Genomic DNA, 17,542 nt, shown 5'->3' with positions numbered 1-17,542 from the left:
CATGACAGACACCCCCCGCACCGGAGGCTGCCAGTGCGGCGCCGTCCGCTTCCGCATCCACGGCACGCTCGGCCGCCCGTCGATCTGCCATTGCCGCATGTGCCAGAAGCAGTTCGGCGGCCTGTTTTCCGCTCTCGTCACCGCGCCGAAGGACGGCGTGGAGTGGACGCGCGAGGAGCCGAGCTACTTCCAGTCCTCGGTCAATATCGACCGCGGCTTCTGCGGCAATTGCGGCACGCCGATGACCTACCGGCATCCGGACGGGCTGGAGATCGCCATCGGCACCTTCGACGACCGCACCGACCTGGCGCCGCAGATCCAGGTCAACCGCGCCGCCCGCCTGCCCTGGGTCGAGACCATCTTCGACCAGCCGGGGCTGGACGACCCGGACTATTATTCGCGCCAGGAGAAGATCATCTCCTTCCAGCACCCCGACCACGAGACCGACAACTGGCCGGCGCACGGGCTGAAGATTTGAGAAGCGTTCGACCGGACGGCTGAGAATTGCCCCTCACCCTGACCCTCTCCCCGCAGGCGGGGAGAGGGGACGCGGACGGCGCGGCGAGTATCCTTCTCCCTGCTTGCGGGGAGAAGGTGGCCGGCAGGCCGGATGAGGGGCGGCAGGACTGAAGACGCATGACATCGTTCCCAGGGAGGGAACACGCAATGACCAAGGAACGCATCTATCTCTTCGACACGACGCTGCGCGACGGCCAGCAGACGCCGGGCGTCGATTTTTCGGTCGAGGACAAGATCGCGATCGCCGCGATGCTGGACGATCTCGGCATCGACTATGTCGAGGGCGGCTACCCGGGCGCCAACCCGACCGATACGGCGTTCTTCGAGAGCAGGCGCACGACCGCCGCCCGCTTCGTCGCCTTCGGCATGACCAAGCGCGCCGGCGTCTCGGCTTCCAACGACCCCGGCCTTGCCGCGCTGATCGAGGCGTCGGGCGATGCGGTCTGTCTCGTCGCCAAGAGCTGGGACTACCACGTCCGCGTGGCGCTCGGCTGCACGAACGAGGAGAACCTGGAGTCGATTTCGGCCTCGGTGAAGGCCGTCGTCGCCGCCGGCAAGGAGGCGATGGTCGATTGCGAGCACTTCTTCGACGGCTACAAGGCCAATCCCCAATATGCGCTCGCCTGCGCGAAGACCGCCTATGACGCCGGCGCGCGCTGGGTGGTGCTCTGCGACACCAATGGCGGCACGCAGCCGCCGGAGATCCGCGATATCGTCGCAGCCGTCATCGCCGCCGGCATTCCGGGGGCGAGCCTCGGCATCCACGCCCACAACGATACCGGACAGGCGGTCGCCAATTCGCTGGCCGCCGTCGAGGCCGGCGTGCGCCAGATCCAGGGCACGTTGAACGGCATCGGCGAGCGCTGCGGCAATGCCAACCTCGTCGCCATCATCCCGACGCTGGTGCTGAAGGAGGCCTATAACACCCGTTTCGAGGTTTCGATCGACCGCGAGCGGCTGGAGGGGCTGACGCAGCTGTCGCACCGCTTCGACGAACTGCTGAACCGTTCGCCCGACCACCAGATGCCCTATGTCGGCGCCTCCGCCTTCGCCACCAAGGCCGGCATCCATGCGTCTGCGCTCCTGAAGGACCCGCGCACCTACGAGCATGTGCCGCCGGAAAGCGTCGGCAACCTGCGCAAGGTCATGGTCTCCGACCAGGGTGGCAAGGCCAATTTCATCAACGCGCTGAAGCTGCGCGGCATCTCGGTCTCCAAGGACGATCCGAAGCTCGACCGGCTGATCGAGATCGTCAAGGAGCGCGAGGCGACCGGCTATGCCTATGAGGGGGCGGATGCGAGTTTTGCGCTTCTGGCTCATCGCACGCTCGGCGCGATCCCGGATTTCTTCCACGTCGACAGCTTCCGCGTCATGGTCGAGCGCCGCTACGATGCCAATGGCAACCTCAAGACAGTCTCCGAGGCGGTGGTCAAGGTGGTGGTCGACGGCGAGACGATGATGTCGGTCGCCGAGGGCCACGGTCCCGTCAACGCGCTCGACCTGGCACTGCGCAAGGACCTCGGCAAGTACCAGGCCGAGATCGCCGATCTCGAACTGGCCGACTACAAGGTCCGCATCCTCAACGGCGGCACCGAGGCGATCACCCGCGTGCTGATCGAATCGGCCGACGCGACGGGCGCCAGATGGTGGACGGTCGGGGTGTCGGACAATATCATCGACGCCTCCTTCCAGGCGCTGATGGACAGCATCGTCTACAAGCTCCTGAAGAACCGCGGCGAGGCCGGCCGGGTGGCGGCGGAATGACGGGCGGCGACAGGCAAGGACGAGGGATGACATCCATGCGCATCGTGATGAAACTCCTGCTGGTGCTGGCCGCGGTCGGGCTCGCGGCCCTGCTGTTCGTGGTCACCGCCAAGCTCTCGACCCCGGTCGAGGACATCCTCTACGGCAAGCCGCTGCGCCTCGACCCCGACGACGGGCTGGCGCTCCTGATGCTGGCGATCATCCTGGCGCCGGGCGCGCTGACGGCGTGGCTCGCCGAACTCGTCGCCGCCCGCAAGGCCGGCCGCGTCGCCCGTGCCGTCCTGGTGCTCGCCTGCAATGGTCTCGTGACCGGCTTCCTGTTCGGCCTCTTCGCCACGCTCGACGACTATTTCACGGCACCCGGGCTGGAGCCCGCCTATGCCGCGATCGGGGCCGTTGCCGGCGGGCTCTGCGGCCTGCTCCAGTGGTCGATCGCCGCGCGCCTCGAGGCGCGCGGGCATTGTGAGCGCCGCTGATCCTTCCTTCACCGAAATGAATTGGTACATTCTGCGCCGTTGCAGTAGGAACGCGGCCAGAGGTGCGGCGTGGGGTTGGCCCCGCCAGTCCACCGGTGAGCAACAGGAACCAGCGCCATGGCCGAAGTCAAGAACGCTCCCGCAGCGACGAACGGCGATTCCCTGCAAGGCTTTCTCTTCGCGCTGACGGCCTATCTGCTCTGGGGCTTCCTGCCGTTCTTCATGAAGGCGGTCGCCCACATCCCGGCATCCGAGGTGGTGGCGCACCGGATCCTCTGGTCGGTGCCGCTGGCGGGCCTCGTGCTCGTCATCCTCGGCCGCACCGCCGATATCCGCACAGCATTGCGTTCGCCGCGCATGCTCGCCATGGCGACGCTGACGGCGGTGCTGATCACCGTCAACTGGGGCATCTATGTCTGGGCGATCGGCGCGGGCAGGGCGATCGAGACGGCGCTCGGCTACTATATCAACCCGCTGTTTTCGATCTTCCTCGGCGCGGTGCTGCTGAAGGAAAAGCTGACGCGGGCGCAGATCGTCGCGATCGTGCTGGCCGCGGCCGCCGTCCTGGTGCTGGCGCTCGAGGCGGGCGGGTTGCCCTGGGTGTCGCTGGCGCTCTGCGTCTCCTGGGGCTTCTACGCCTTCTTCCGCAAGACGCTGCCGATCGGGCCGAACCAGGGCTTCTTCCTGGAGGTGCTGCTGCTCAGCGTTCCCGCGCTCGGCTACATCGTCTACCTGGAGACGACCGGCCGCGGCCATTTCGGCGATACCGGCACCGCCGACGTGCTGTGGCTGCTCGCCTGCGGCCTGGTCACCGCGGTGCCGCTGATGATCTATGCCAACGGCGCCAAGCTCCTGAAGCTCTCGACCATCGGCATCATGCAGTACATCGCGCCGACGATGATCTTCGTCATCGCCGTCTTCTTCTTCCACGAGCCCTTCGGCCACGCGCAGATGCTGGCCTTCGGGCTGATCTGGCTGGCGCTGTTCGTCTATTCGGGATCGATGCTGACCTCGGCCCGCGCCCAGCGCGCCGCAGCGGCGAGCCTCAAGCCGGCCGAATAGGGGCCGGCGGAGCAGGGCAGGTCGCAACAGGGCAAAGTGGTCTCAGAGCCGGGCGATGATGCCGGCCTCCCCCTCGCGGTCGATGGTGCCGGCCCAGTGTTCGATCAGCGCCGGCACGATCTGCTCCGGTTCGTCGATCACGAGCGGCTGCACCAGATGGGCGGCATGCACGAAGCCGGCATCGGCCATGTGACGGATCAGCTTCAGCATCGGGTCCCAGAAGCCGCCGATATTGGCGAAGACGATCGGCTTGCGATGCCGGCCGAGCTGCGCCCAGGTCATGATCTCGACGATCTCCTCCAGCGTGCCGATGCCGCCCGGCAGCGCCACGAAGGCGTCGGCCCGCTCGAACATCTTGTGCTTGCGCTCGTGCATGTCGGCGGTGACGATCAGTTCGGAGAGCTGGCCGAGCGAGTGGCGCGTGGCCTCCATGTCCATCAGGAATTGCGGTATAATGCCGGTAACGCGGCCGCCAGCGGCCAGGACCCCGCTCGCGACGGCACCCATGATGCCCTTCGTGCCGCCGCCATAGACCAGCCGCAGGTGATTCGTTGCGATCGATCGGCCGAGCGCGCGGCCGGCATTGATATATGAGGAATCGCGGCCCGGCTGGGAACCGCAATAGACACAGATGGACCGAATGGGCATGGATTCGTCGTTCATGGGACGATTGAGCCATCCGATGCGGCCCTTGGTCAAGAAAAATGACGAAAAAGGCCGGGCCAAACCTTGAGCAAGGGTTGCGCAAGCTTGTGGAAACCCTTGGAAATCGCTAGCAATTCAAGGGTAACGGCGGGTGCTGCTGGGAGAATTCGCGACATGAAATACAAGACCGGCCTGATCGCTTTGGGCGTGCTGGCAGCGGCAACGGCGCTGATGGTGTTCTTCGTCCTCCCGAACATCGACAAGGACAAGGCCGTCGAAGGCACGCAGCAGTCGGCGCAGAACGACGCGCCGGCCACGGCAGGGGCGCCCGCAGCAACCACGTCCGAGGCCGGTACGGCTGAGGCAGGTTCGGCCGGCGGCAAGACCGCACGTTCCGAAGCCCCGGCAGCGGAAGGCACGGCTGACGCCGGTACGGCCGCGCAGGGGACGCCGTCAGGCGATGCCAGCGCCTGGCAGGCTCCGTCCTTCGATGTCCTGCGCGTCGAGCCCGATGGTTCCACCGTCGTCGCCGGCAGGGCCGAGCCCAACAAGACCGTGCAGATCCTCAACGGCGAGACCGTGGTCGCGACGACCGGCGTCAACCCGTCCGGCGAATTCGCCGCCGTCTTCGACAAGCCGCTCGCCGCCGGCGACCACGAGCTCACCCTGCGCGTCCTCGGCGAGGGCGGCTCCGCCAGGACCTCCGAAGAGGTCGCGACCGTCTCCATCCCGAAGGACAAGGGCGGGGAACTGCTGGCCATGGTCTCCAAGCCCGGTGCCGCCAGCCGGATGATCACCGTGCCCGAAGCCGGGTCCGGGGCTGCCGCCCCGGCGGGCTCGGCGACCGGGCAGGACGCTCCTTCCTCCGCCGCGCAACCCTCGGCCACGGGTGCCGCCGAGACCGCAGCCGTCGCGCCGCAAACCGATGCCCAGGCTCAGGCCGGCGAAGCGGCGTCCGCGGGGACTGACGCGACCCCGGCACCGGCCGGCGATCTGCCGGCTGCAGAGGGCGCCGCCCCGAACGTGCGCATTTCGGCCGTCGAGCTGGAGGGCGACCATATGTTCGTCGCCGGCAGCACCAGGCCGGGCGCGCTGGTGCGCATCTATGCCAACGACAAGCTGCTCGGCGAGATGAAGGCCGATCCGGACGGGCGTTACGTGGTCGACGGCGTGATGCCGCTGGCCGTCGGCCGCCACGTGATCCGCGCCGACGTCATGAGCGCCGATGCGGCCACCGTCGAGCTCCGCGCCTCCGTCCCCTTCGACCGGCCCGAGGGCGAGCAGGTGGCGGTCGTCGCCCAGGAGCCCGCCGCTCCCAGCGACGCCCCGACGCTCGGCCTGATCGACAACGGCAGCTTCGACAAGCTGCGCGCCGAGGCCAACAAGGCCGTCGGCCTGCTCGGCGGCCTCTACGACGAGGGTCGCCAGCCGACCGCGGAAGAACTGGCCGCGGCGCGCTCGGCGACCGAAATCGCCTTGCAGTCGCTGGCCGAGTACAAGGCGCCGCCCGGCAGCGCCGGCGAGCCGATCGCGGCAAAGACCGCAGCCGTCGCCGCCGATGCGCTCGCCAAGCTGAAGGCGCTGCCGAAGGATGCCGCAAGCGTCGGCCAGTCCGTCGGCGAGATCTCGGCCGCCGTGAAGGATGCGCTGACGCCGGCGACCAATGGCGATCCCCCGCCGAAGGTGGCCGTTCCCGTCGTCGACATCACCGCCCTCGAAGCGCGCGCGCTGGAACTCGGCCGGCAGTTCACCGGCCTGTTCGACGCCGGCCGCAATGCGACGCCGGCAGACATCGCGACGGCCCGTGGAGGCCTGCAGCAGGCGCTCGACGGGATCGCGGCCTATGCCGCGCCGACCGGCACCGATGCGGCCCGCCTGGCGCTGGTCGACCGGCTGAAGCTCTGGGCGCGGACGGCCGCAGCGGCCCTTTCCGGCGTGCCCGCGGATGCGGCGAAGGAAGGCTATGCGGACGCGGTGGCGGCGCTGAAGGCGGCGCCGGAAGCGCTGCTGTCGCAGGCACAGGTTGCCGCAGCCGGCAACGAGCCGGCCCCGGCCCCTGGCACCGCCTCGGACGGCGGCGCACCGGTGGCGGGCGATGTCCGTCCGGCCGCAAGCGAGACGCAGGCCGCGGCCGGCCAGCCGCAGACCGTGGAGCAGGAGCCGCTGCAGCAGAGCAAGAACTCCGTGATCATCCGCCGCGGCGACACGCTGTGGCAGATCGCCCGCCGGGTCTACGGCCAGGGCGTGCGCTACACCACGATCTATCTCGCCAACGAGGGCCAGATCAACAATCCGGACCGGATCCTGCCCGGCCAGGTCTTCGGCGTTCCGGACGAGGCGATGCCGGAGGCCGAGGCCGAGCAGATCCACCGCAAGCACGTCAAGGGCGATTGAGGCGGCGAAAGGCTTTTCCCGCGCCGGCCCGTTGTTTCGGGCGGCAATCGGTCCTATCTCTCCCATGCGGCGTCCTCGGGGCGCCGCATTTTTTCTTGAACGCATGAGCCGGCGCCGGTCGGCACCCGGAGGCGCGCGTGGCGGCCACAACGAAGAAGACGGTTTCTGCCGACAGCAGCAATCCGTTCGGAACCATCGTCAATCTCTGGCCCTATATGTGGCCCTCCGACCGGCCGGACCTGAAGATGCGGGTGGTCTGGGCGACGCTGTTCCTGCTCGCCTCCAAGATCGTGCTGCTGCTCGTTCCCTATTTCTTCAAATGGGCGACCGACGCCTTGAACGGCCGGATGGACGCGGTCGACCTGCTGCCGGCCTTCCTGCTCGGTGCGGTCATGCTGGTGATCGCCTACAATTTCGCCCGCATCCTGCAGGCGGGGCTGAACCAACTGCGCGACGCGCTCTTTGCCAGTGTCGGCCAGTATGCGGTGCGCCAGCTCGCCTACCGCACCTTCGTCCACCTGCACCGCCTGTCGCTGCGCTTTCATCTGGAGCGGCGTACCGGCGGCCTGTCGCGGGTCATCGAGCGCGGCACCAAGGGCATCGAGACGATCGTCCGCTTCACCATCCTCAACTCGATCCCGACCATCATCGAATTCGTGCTGACGGCGATCGTCTTCTGGGCGGGCTACGGCTTCAGCTACCTCGCGGTGACCGCCGCCACCGTCGCGCTCTACATCTGGTTCACCGTGCGGGCCAGCGACTGGCGCATCGCCATCCGCCGCTCGATGAACGACAGCGACACGGAAGCCAATACCAAGGCGATCGACTCGCTCCTGAATTTCGAGACGGTGAAATACTTCGGCAATGAGGAGATGGAGGCGAAGCGCTTCGACCAGTCGATGGAGCGCTACGAGCGCGCGGCGACGCAGGTCTGGACCTCGCTCGGCTGGCTGAACTTCGGCCAGGCGCTGATCTTCGGCGTCGGCACCGCGATCATGATGGTCATGTCGGCCATGGCCGTCCAGCGCGGCGAGCAGACGATCGGCGATTTTGTCTTCGTCAACGCCATGCTGATCCAGCTGTCGATCCCGCTGAATTTCATCGGTTTCGTCTACCGCGAGATCCGCCAGGGGCTGACCGACATCGAGCAGATGTTCGATCTCCTGGAGGTCGAGGCCGAGGTCGAGGACCGGCCGGACGCGCGGCCGCTTGCGATCGGCAGCGGCGCGATCGCCTTCCGCGACGTCCACTTCGCCTATGATCCGGCGCGGCCGATCCTGAAGGGCGTCTCCTTCGAGGTCCCGGCCGGCAAGACGGTCGCCGTCGTCGGCCCGTCGGGGGCAGGAAAGTCGACGTTGTCGCGCCTGCTCTACCGCTTCTACGACATCCAGCAGGGTTCGATCACCATCGACGGCCAGGACGTGCGCGACGTTACCCAGAAGTCGCTGCGCGCGGAGATCGGCATGGTGCCGCAGGATACCGTGCTCTTCAACGACACGATCGCCTACAACATCCGCTACGGCCGCCCGTCTGCCACCGACGAGGAGGTAAAGGCGGCTGCAGACATCGCCCAGATCTCCGGCTTCATCGATCACCTGCCGGGCGGCTTCAAGGCGATGGTCGGCGAGCGCGGGCTGAAGCTTTCCGGTGGCGAGAAGCAGCGCGTGGCGATCGCCCGGACGATCCTGAAGAGCCCGCCGATCCTGATCCTCGACGAGGCCACCTCGGCGCTCGACACCCGCACCGAGCAGGAGATCCAGGCGGCCCTCGATCTCGTGTCGAAGAACCGCACGACGCTCGTGATTGCCCACCGTCTGTCGACGGTGGTGGATGCCGACGAGATCATCGTTTTGAAGGACGGCCTGATCGCCGAGCGGGGAACGCATGCCGGCCTGCTCCGGCAGGGCGGCCTCTACGCCTCGATGTGGAACCGCCAGCGCGAGGCCACCGAGGCCGAGGAACACCTGCAGCAGGTCCGCGCCGCCGACGAACTGGGCGTCGTCGTGCGCCAGCCGGCCGCCGGCGAGTGACGAACTTTATGCGTTACGGCCGCAGCGCAAAGGTGCGGTCGGCAAGCGTCGGCAGCATCCATCGGAAGGCGACGCTCCGGGCGCCCTGGAACGTCAGCAGCGCCAGCCACAGCCCGGTATTGCCGAACAGCGGCTGCAGCACCGCCCAGGTGGCGAAGTAGACAGCGAGCGAGGCGAGCATCAGGTTGCGCATCTGCCGCGACCAGGTCGCGCCGATATAGATGCCGTCCATCTGGAAGGCGACGAGGCCGACGAGCGGCAGCACCACCACATAGGGCAGGTAGTCGTGCGCAAGCGCCACGATCTCCGGCGAAGGCGCGATCATGTCGATCACCCAGCCGCCTGAGAGCAAAAAGGCCAGCGCGACGAGGCCGGCGAAGACGAACCCCCACAGCGTCGTCAGCGACAGCATCCGGTCGAAGGCCGGGCGGTAGCGCGCGCCGATCGCCCGTCCCGCCATCTGCTCGGCGGCGGTGGCGATGCCGTCGAGGAAGGCGACGCCGAAGAAATAGAACCGCAGCAGGATGGTGTTGGCGGCAAGGATGTCGATGCCGAGGACGCCGCTCTGCCGGGTGAAGAAGGACAGCCCGATCAGCAGCGACAGCGAGCGGATCATCATGTCGCCGTTGACGGAGAACATCCGCTTCAGCGCCGCCAAATCCGGTCGGTTCCAGGCGTGACGGTCGGTCCGGGCGAAGACGAGGGCGATGCCCGCGATCGCGGTCACCGCTTCAGCCACGAGCGAGGCGGCGGCGACGCCGGCCAGCCCCCAGCCGAGGTCCAGCACCCAGTAGAGGCTGAGGACGATGTTGAGGCCGTTCAGCAGCGTCTGCAGCAGCATCGCCGTCAGCGCCTCGCCGCGGCCGATGATCCAGCCGAAGATGACGAAATTGACGAGCACGAACGGTGCCGACCAGACGCGCCAGGAAAAATAGACCTGCGCCGCCTCGGCGACAGCGCCGTCGGCGCCGAGCAGCGCGAGGCCGAGCGTGCCGATCGGGCCCTGCAGGACGAGGATCGCAAGCCCCGAGACGATCGCCACGACGAGGCCGCCGAGCAGCATGCGCTGTTCGAAGAGGCGGTCGTCCGCTCCGATCGCCTGCGCGGTGAAGCCAGTCGTGGCCCCTCTGAGGAAATTGAAGGAGACGAAGATCACGTCGAAGATCACCGCCGCCAGCGCCACGCCGCCGACGAGGGCCTCGTCGCGCAACTGCCCGATGACGCCGGTGGCGACGAGGCTCACCAGCGGCGTCGAGAGATAGGCGATCATCATCGGAATGGCGATGCGCAGCACGTCGCCATGCGAAATCGTGAAGGGCCTGGCCGCGCCGGTGGCACTTTCGGAGGAAGCGGTCACTCAGTCTTTCCGATGCGGTTCGCCGAGCGTATGCATCAGCCGGTTGGCCCAGCCGAAGATGGCGACGGAGTGGATCAGGTCGAGGATCTCGAGATCGTCGAGCCCCTTCTCGCGCAGGTGGTAGAACTGGTAGACGCCGACATTGTCGGGATGGGCGGTCAGGTCCACGCCGAAGTTGAACAGCGCCTGGTCGTATTCCGGAAGGTCGGCATCGAGCCCGCTCCGGTAGATCTCGTCCACCACCTCCGGCCGCTTCTCCAGCTGGATGTAGCGGTTGGCGTGCACGGCCGCACAGTAGATACAGTGGTTGACGAAGGAGGCGGCGAGCGCGCCGAGTTCCCGTCCGCCGCGCGACAGTCCGCCCTCGCTGTACATGATGTCGTTGAACAGCGGCGTGCGCTCGGCGAGCGTCTCGGCCTCCTGGGCGAGCACCAGCACATAGGCCGAGACCTTCGTGTTGGACGGCGTGACCTTCAGCGCGTCGAGCTGTTCCGGCGTCGCTTCCGAAAGGTCCACCGGCTTCACGTAAGGATGCCAGTCGAGCGGTTCGAGGGTGAAATCATGTACGACGGTCATGTCAGTTGTCCCTCAGCATCTTGAGCCCGGCGACCACGAGGATCTGGTAGTTGACGAAGGCGATCAGCCCGGCGAGCGTGACGATGTCGCGCTCATCCAGGTCGGCGGCATGGAGAGCCTCGATATTGGCACGCGTCGCAGCCTTCGGGTTCAGCGTGACGAGATCGACGTGGCGCAGGATGGCGGCGAGGCGCGATTGTCCGTCCTCGGGCGTCCAGCCGCCGTCGGCGACGTTCAGAAGTTCCGGTGTCGAACCCTCCTGTTCGAGCAGCCCGCGATAGTGCGCAGCGAGTTCGCCGGCCTTCCAGAGGGCGGACATGCGGGCGGCGATCGCGGCGCGGAGGGGGTAGGGGAAATTGCGCGGCTCCTTCGGGCGCAGGGCCGCCAGATAGCTCGACTGGGTCAGCGCCTTCAGCTTCTCGCGCTTCTCGCGCAGCGCCTTGAGTTCGGAGCCCGCTTCGAGCCCGAGCACGCTGTCGATGACGTCGCCGGTGGTTTGCTCGCTCATTGCCTCATCCTTCCGCAAGCGCTTCGTCGAGGAAGCTCAACCGGTCCTGTCCCCAGTAGAGCACGTCCTTGTAGATCCAGGTCGGCGTGCCGAACACGCCCCGCCGTTTTGCTTCCTCGTGGCTGTCGTGCCAGGCCTTCACGGTCTCCGGATCCTCCTCCATCGCCTGCAGCCTGCGGCCGTCGAGGCCGAGCCGGTCGGCAACGGCGATCCGCACCTCGGGCACGGTCACGTCCTGCTCCTCGCTCCACAGCGCCCGCAGCAGCGCGTGGCTCAATTCCAGCGCCGGCAGTCCCAGCCGGTCGGCGGCGATCACCAGGCGGGCGGAGAACTCGTTGTTGGTGGGATAGTATTTCGGCTTCAGCACCAGCGGCATGTCCAGCCGCTTGCGCCAGCGGTCGAGCTCGACGGCATGGTAGTCCTGCCGCGGCTGCGGCCGCGAGCGCAGCGGCACCCCGCCATTGTCCGGAACGATCCGCGTCGGCCGGACCACGACGTCAAGATCGTGCTTCTCGATCAGCGCCTTGAACTGCGGCCAGCCGAGATAGGCCCAGGGCGAACTGAGCGCATGATAATAGTAGACGGTCTTTTTCATGGGCTGGCCTCAGGCTGTCTTCTGTTCCCGAACGGCATCGGCATCCGTCCACTCCGAGCCGTCCAGTTCCGGCTTCTCGTAGGCGAGCAGTTCCTGCCAGTGATGGTCGATGTCGCGGATGAACAGCGAGGCGGAGACGCCGCGGGCGAGCCATAGCGCACCCTCGCTGATCGCTGGAATGTCGCCGCTGACCTTGCCGAGGCTCATCGAGGAACCGTAGTTGAAGCAATGGATGTCCTTCAGCCACGGCGCGGTGCCGGGTTCCTTTTCGGTGAAGGAGAAGTCCTCCTCCAGCCAGGGGAAGCGGCCGAGCGGGGCGTTCTCCTCGCCTTCGGGCGGGGTGTAGCGGTCTTCCCAGCAGGCGATCCTGTCCTGGAACGGCGCAAGTTCGGGGCGCGCCAGCGGATCGACATTGAAGCCGGTGCCGAGGATGACGAAATCTGTGCGGAAGATCCGGCCCTTGTTCGTGGTGATGACGACCTCGCCGTCCTCCTCGCGCATCGACCGGATGCCGCAGTCGAAATGGAAATAGGCGTTCGGATGGCGGCTGACGCGCAGCGTCGAATTGTGCGGTGCCGGCGTCTGCTGCTTGGTGGCGTAGTCCATCAGCCGCCAGCGCCAGGCCGGCTCGATCTTGGGAAAGCCCGCCGTGACGCCGTAGGAGCCGATACCCATCAGCTTGTTGATGGTCGGCATCGATTTGCGCCGCGCCAGCAGGCGGACCTCGCCGGCGCCGGCCTCCAGCGCTTCGGCTGCGTTGTCCACCGCCGAGGCGCCGACGCCGATCACCACCACCCGCTTGCCCTTCAGCGCGGCGAAATCGATCATGTCGGCGGAATGGCCCCAGGTCTTCAGCCGGGTGAGGGGGGCGACGAAATCCGGGATGGTGGGCTCGCCGAGCCCGTCGCGGCCGGTCGCCATGATGAGCTTGCGGGTGAGGATCGAAGGGCGCTCGCCGCCGGCGATCTCAAGCTCCAGCAACCCGTCGTCGCGGGGGATGACGCGCGTGACGTCGATGCCGTTCTCGACCGGTACCGACAGGACGTCGCGATACCAGTTGAGATAGTCCATCCACATCGGGCGCGGGATCCGGAAGAGTTCCTCCCAGGCGGCGACCCCGAAGAGCGCCGTATACCAGGCGCGGAAGGTGAGCGAGGCCATGCCGAGCGCCGGGCCGAGCAGGTTCTTCGGCGAGCGCAGCGTCTCCATGCGGGCATAGGTTACCCAAGGTCCCTCCGCGCCCTTCTGCGCCCGGTCGACGATGCGCAGGTTGCGGATGCCGGCCCGCGTCAGCGCCAACCAGGCGACCAGCCCGCACATGCCGCCGCCGATGATGACGGCGTCGCAGACCGCCTGGCCCGCCTCCGTTCCGACCGGCTTGCTCCAGTTGGCCGGCGGGAAGTTCAGGTATTCGAGATCCTGCTTCACCCTTGCATTGAGCTCGGCGAGCCTCGGGTCCTGTGCGCTTGTCATCGTCTGTCCTGTCCTTGTCGAATGCGGGTCGGTCCGGCGGTTTACGGACGTCCGGCGTTGTTCTGTCTGCCTGCGGACGGCCCTCAGTCGCGCAGAAGCACGGCGTCCTGTTCGCGCCAGCCGATCCAGACGTCGTCCGAATGAAGCTGCGACAGCGCCACCGGGTCGATCTGCACCACGAGTTCCTTGCCGTTCGTGAGCTGCACGGTGAGCGCGCTGTGGGCGCCCTTGAAGACGCGGCGCACGATCCGGCCTTCGAGCGCCAGCCTGTCTCCGGGCTTGTCGGGGAGGCAGTAGAGCGATTCCGGCCGCAGCGCGACCGTCGTCCGGTCGCCCGCGGCGACCCGGTTGCCGTTCACGTCGGCATGGATGACGTGCCCGTCCCAGTCGAGCGTGGCGACATTGCCGTGCACGGCGGTGACGCCCGCCTCGAGGAAGTTGCTCTCGCCGATGAAATTGGCGACGAAACGGCTCTGCGGGCGCGAATAGAGTGTGTCGGGCGCGCCCATCTGCTCGATGCGACCCTTGTTCATGACGACGACCACGTCCGACATGGTCAGGGCTTCCTCCTGGTCGTGGGTCACGAAGATGAAGGTCTTGCCGGTGGTCTGCTGGATCGACTTGAGCTCGATCTGCATCTGCTGGCGCAGCTTCGCATCGAGCGCCGAGAGCGGTTCGTCGAGCAGGAGCACATGCGGATTGGGGGCGAGCGCCCGCATCAGCGCCACGCGCTGGCGCTGGCCGCCGGAGAGCTGGTCGGGCATGCGCTCGGCGAAATCCTCCAGCTTGACGAGCGACAAGAGCTCGCTGGTCCGCTTGTGGATCGCATCTGACGCCAGCCCCTTGAGCTCCAGCCCGAAGGCGATGTTGCGCCCGACCGAAAGGTGCGGGAACAGCGCATAGTCCTGGAACACGATGTTGACGTTGCGCTTGTTCGGCGGGAGCTTGGTGATCGGCTTGCCGTCGAGGAAGATCTCGCCGGAAGACGGCGTCTCGAAACCGCCCAGCATCCTGAGCGTGGTCGACTTGCCGCAGCCGGACGGGCCGAGCAGGGTGACGAACTGGCCGGGCTCGACGGACAGGTCGAGGTTTTCGACGGCGAGCGCAGCGCCATAGTACTTGTTGACGTTCTTGAAGTGCACGACAGGCTGCATCGTCATTTCCTTGCGCGGCGGGTGAGATATTCGGCGTAGAGGCCGATGAGGGCGGTGGCGATGAGGACGATCGTCGCCATGGCGTTGATCTGGGGCGACATGCCGCCCTGCACCTTGGCGAAGATCAGCATCGGCAGCGTCGGCTTGTAGCCGCCGAGGAAGAAGGTGCGCACGAAGTCGTCGATGCTGGTCAGCACGCAGAAGATCATGCCGCCGAGCAGCGCCGGCATCAGATAGGGGATGGTCACCCGGACGAAGGCGATGAAGGGGTCGGCGCCGAGATCGCGGGCGGCATCGGTCAGGTTCTTCGGCATCGAGCGCAGCCGGGTCAGCGCCATGATGACCACGAACGGCACGGCATGCACGGTGTGGGCGAGGATGATCGCCGCCGTGCCGGTCGGCAGGTCGATGACGCGGATGAAGATGCGCATCGAGATGGCGTTGATCAGGCCCGGCACGACCGCCGGCAGGCAGGCGAGCGCGAAGATCGCCGCCCGCCCGAAGATGCCTTCGGTGGCGACCACCAGCGCGATCCAGACGCCGATGACGGTAGCGCAGACGGTGGTGGCAAAGGCGATGAAGGCGGAATAGGCGATGGCGTCGAGGAACTGCCGGTCCTGCAGCACTTCTGCGTACCACCGCAGCGTCCAGTCCTGGATCGGGAAGGCGATGAAGTTGGCGTCCTTGAAGCTCATCGACATCATCAGCGTCAGCGGCAGCAGCAGGTAGGCGACGAACAGCCAGTAGCCCGCCGTCAGCGCGGTCTTGGGGAGATCGTTGAAATAATGGCGCATCGGCGCTGCCCTCACATCAGCCGGACGGAGCGGCCGCCGACGATCTTCATGAACAGTCCGACGGTCGAAAGCGAGACCACGAGCATGATGATCGAGAACGCGGCCCCTTCCGGCCACTTGTCGTTGGAACCGTGGAAGAGCGTCGCGATCACTTCCGGGAAGATGACGGTCTCCGGGCCGCCGAGCAGCAGGGGGGCCGCGAACACGCCGACGGTGGTGAGATAGACCAGGCTGCAGCCGGAGACGATTCCGTCCTTCGACAGCGGCAGGATCACCCGGCGGAAGCGCTGCCAGGGCCCGGCGCCGAGGTCGTCGGCGGCATCGACCAGTTGCGGCGGGATCTTCTCGATCGCCGAGTAGAGCGGCAGCAGCATGTAGAGCGCGATCAGGTACACGACGCCGAAGCCCAGCGAGAAATAGGTGTAGAGCATCGGGATCGGCCGATCGATCAGGCCGAGTTCGCGCAGGAGCACGTTCACCGCGCCGCGGTTGGCGAGCAGCATGATGACGGAGAAGGTCCGGATGAGCTCGCCGGCCCAGAACGGAAGCAGTAGCAGCAGCAGCGCCCGCATCCGGTTCCTGGGCTTGACCACCTTGGCGACGTAGTAGGCGACCGGATAGACGATCAGGAGCGTACAGAGCGTCACCAGCGCGGCGAAGATCAGCGTGCGGATGAAGGGGACGAAATAGAGCGGTTCCTGGAAGAACAGCCGGTAGTTCGAGAGCGTGTAGGCGTTCTGGCCGTCCACCGCTTCGGGGTAGTTCTCCAGCAGGCTGATGCGGAGCATCTGGTAGATCGGGCCGATATGCAGGGCCGCGATCCAGACGAGCGGCACCCCGAGCAGGATGGTCAGGCGCACGGCCCGGCTATTGGCGATGAGGCCGATCGTTCCCGCATAGATCGGGGAGGCGGCAAGGCGCCCGATCCATCCCGAATAGCGGAGCGCGGAGGCGGGCGGCGTCTTTCCGCTCGGTGTCATGATGCTTTCTGCCATTCTCTGTTCCCGGCTCTGGACAAGCTCTGGTTCGAACCGGCCCGAGCGGGCCGGTCCTTTTCGCGGTCGGTGTCGGGACGCGCCGGTCAGGCGGCCTTGATCTCGGCCGCAGCCTTGTCGATCATGTCGTTCTTCATGTCGCGGTTGACGGAAGAGAAGAACTTGATGCGCTCCATCTGCTCGGGGGGAAGCGCATTGGCCGCCCGCTCGCGCTCGTTCAGGACGTTCTCGACGCCGGCGAAGGCGGAGGAGAAGCCGGATTGGCGGGTCATCGCCGCACCGATTTCCGGCGAGGAGAGGATCGCGTCGAGGAAGGTGTAGGCGGCCTCGGCGTTCGGCGCGTTGTTGACGACGTTGAACGAGTAGAGGAAGCCGTAGGTGCCTTCCTTCGGCACGGTCAGTTCGACCGGGTGGCCGTCCATGATCAGCTTCGCTGCCGGGCCGGACCAGGCCTGGGCGACGTAGGCGTCCTCGTTGACCAGCATCTGCTGCACTTCGGAGCCGGCGTCGTAGTACTTGCGCACCTGGCCCTTCTTCTCGATCAGGAAGTCGCGTGCCTTGTCGGTGGCGGCCTGCGCCTCCTCCGGCTTGCCTTCGTAGATGACGTAGTCGCCGTCATTGCCCTGGTAGAGCATGGCGATGGAGAGGAAGTCGGAGATGATGTAGGTCGTCAGCCCCTTGTATTCCTCGTCGAACATGATCGACCAGCTGTCGGAGGCCTTGGTGTACTCGGTGTTGCGGACCAGCCCCTCGAAGCCGGCGAGCAGCGGCAGGCCATAGGTCGAGCCATCGATGGTCAGCTGCGGCGCGCCCTTGTAGGCCGACGCCAGGTTGCCCCAGTTCTTCAGCCGGGCGGTGTCGAGCGGGGCAAGCAGCTTGCCCTTGATGAACTGCGACAGGCGGTGGCCGGTCACGGTGACGATGTCGGTGGAGGGGGCGCTGCCTTCCGCCGACAGGAGGTTGTACTGCTTGCCCTGGTCGTCGGTCAGGCGGATGCGGACCTCGATGCCGGTGTCCTTCTGGAACTGGTCGATGAACTCCTGCGGGACGAACTTGTCGTAGGTGGTGATGTTGACCACCTTCTCCTGGGCGAAGGCCGGGCGGATGATCGAGGGCGCGGCCAGGATGCCGGTGCCGGCGGCCAAGAGCTTGAGGGTGGAGCGGCGGGTCTGCGTGAAGTCTGTCATGTCTCTCTCCTGT

General features: G+C 66.8%; 16 protein-coding genes. 6 read left to right on the top strand and 10 right to left on the bottom strand.

Annotation, left to right across the window (positions count from 1 at the left end; all coding sequences use genetic code 11):
• The first annotated feature begins 1 nt into the window (after window position 1).
• The 4 genes from OCK02_RS19955 (at window position 2) to rarD (ending at window position 3,821) form a co-directional block, all read left to right on the top strand.
• Window positions 2–478, top strand: a complete 477-nt coding sequence (locus tag OCK02_RS19955; RefSeq protein ID WP_230803437.1) for a GFA family protein — start codon at window positions 2–4, stop codon at window positions 476–478.
• Between the two features lie 188 nt (window positions 479–666).
• Window positions 667–2,283 carry a citramalate synthase gene (gene cimA / locus OCK02_RS19950; RefSeq protein WP_263814549.1) on the top strand — a complete coding sequence of 539 codons (1,617 nt, stop codon included), beginning with the start codon at window positions 667–669 and terminating at the stop codon, window positions 2,281–2,283.
• Between the two features lie 35 nt (window positions 2,284–2,318).
• Complete coding sequence (locus tag OCK02_RS19945) at window positions 2,319–2,759, top strand: hypothetical protein (protein WP_263814548.1); 441 nt, start codon at window positions 2,319–2,321, stop codon at window positions 2,757–2,759.
• A gap of 117 nt (window positions 2,760–2,876) precedes the next feature.
• Window positions 2,877–3,821, top strand: coding sequence for an EamA family transporter RarD (gene rarD, locus OCK02_RS19940; RefSeq protein WP_263814547.1), 945 nt, complete (start codon window positions 2,877–2,879; stop codon window positions 3,819–3,821).
• 42 nt (window positions 3,822–3,863) lie between these two features.
• On the opposite strand, the gene OCK02_RS19935 is transcribed toward rarD, so the two are convergent.
• Complete coding sequence (locus OCK02_RS19935; protein ID WP_230803449.1) at window positions 3,864–4,484, bottom strand: TIGR00730 family Rossman fold protein; 621 nt, start codon at window positions 4,482–4,484, stop codon at window positions 3,864–3,866.
• 156 nt (window positions 4,485–4,640) lie between these two features.
• Between OCK02_RS19935 and OCK02_RS19930 the strand changes: the two genes are divergently transcribed.
• A complete protein-coding gene (locus OCK02_RS19930; protein WP_263814546.1) occupies window positions 4,641–6,860 on the top strand; it encodes a LysM peptidoglycan-binding domain-containing protein in 2,220 nt (739 codons plus the stop codon).
• A 137-nt stretch (window positions 6,861–6,997) separates the two neighbouring features.
• Entirely contained in the window at window positions 6,998–8,890 is a 1,893-nt protein-coding gene (locus OCK02_RS19925) for an ABCB family ABC transporter ATP-binding protein/permease (protein WP_263814545.1), read from the top strand.
• Window positions 8,891–8,903: 13 nt separating this feature from the next.
• Here the strand turns inward: OCK02_RS19925 and OCK02_RS19920 are convergent, their stop codons facing one another.
• The 9 genes from OCK02_RS19920 to OCK02_RS19880 all read right to left on the bottom strand — a co-directional run bounded on the left by OCK02_RS19920 (window position 8,904) and on the right by OCK02_RS19880 (window position 17,529).
• Entirely contained in the window at window positions 8,904–10,247 is a 1,344-nt protein-coding gene (locus OCK02_RS19920) for an MATE family efflux transporter (protein ID WP_263814544.1), read from the bottom strand.
• Entirely contained in the window at window positions 10,248–10,823 is a 576-nt protein-coding gene (locus OCK02_RS19915) for a peroxidase-related enzyme (protein WP_263814543.1), read from the bottom strand.
• Between the two features lies 1 nt (window position 10,824).
• Window positions 10,825–11,331 carry a CMD domain protein gene (locus OCK02_RS19910; RefSeq protein WP_263814542.1) on the bottom strand — a complete coding sequence of 169 codons (507 nt, stop codon included), beginning with the start codon at window positions 11,329–11,331 and terminating at the stop codon, window positions 10,825–10,827.
• Between the two features lie 4 nt (window positions 11,332–11,335).
• A complete protein-coding gene (locus OCK02_RS19905; protein WP_263814541.1) occupies window positions 11,336–11,926 on the bottom strand; it encodes a 2-hydroxychromene-2-carboxylate isomerase in 591 nt (196 codons plus the stop codon).
• Between the two features lie 9 nt (window positions 11,927–11,935).
• Window positions 11,936–13,399, bottom strand: a complete 1,464-nt coding sequence (locus tag OCK02_RS19900) for an NAD(P)-binding domain-containing protein (protein WP_263814540.1) — start codon at window positions 13,397–13,399, stop codon at window positions 11,936–11,938.
• Window positions 13,400–13,482: 83 nt separating this feature from the next.
• Window positions 13,483–14,553, bottom strand: coding sequence for an ABC transporter ATP-binding protein (locus tag OCK02_RS19895; protein WP_263814539.1), 1,071 nt, complete (start codon window positions 14,551–14,553; stop codon window positions 13,483–13,485).
• Window positions 14,554–14,555: 2 nt separating this feature from the next.
• A complete protein-coding gene (locus OCK02_RS19890) occupies window positions 14,556–15,347 on the bottom strand; it encodes an ABC transporter permease (protein WP_230803472.1) in 792 nt (263 codons plus the stop codon).
• 11 nt (window positions 15,348–15,358) lie between these two features.
• Complete coding sequence (locus OCK02_RS19885; protein WP_263814538.1) at window positions 15,359–16,342, bottom strand: ABC transporter permease; 984 nt, start codon at window positions 16,340–16,342, stop codon at window positions 15,359–15,361.
• Window positions 16,343–16,428: 86 nt separating this feature from the next.
• Entirely contained in the window at window positions 16,429–17,529 is a 1,101-nt protein-coding gene (locus OCK02_RS19880) for an extracellular solute-binding protein (protein ID WP_263814537.1), read from the bottom strand.
• Between the last annotated feature and the right edge of the window lie 13 nt (window positions 17,530–17,542).

Source organism: Rhizobium sp. TRM96647 (genome assembly GCF_025780115.1).
Taxonomy (GTDB): Bacteria; Pseudomonadota; Alphaproteobacteria; order Rhizobiales; family Rhizobiaceae; genus Mycoplana.
This window is presented reverse-complemented; position numbering and strand designations above follow the sequence as displayed.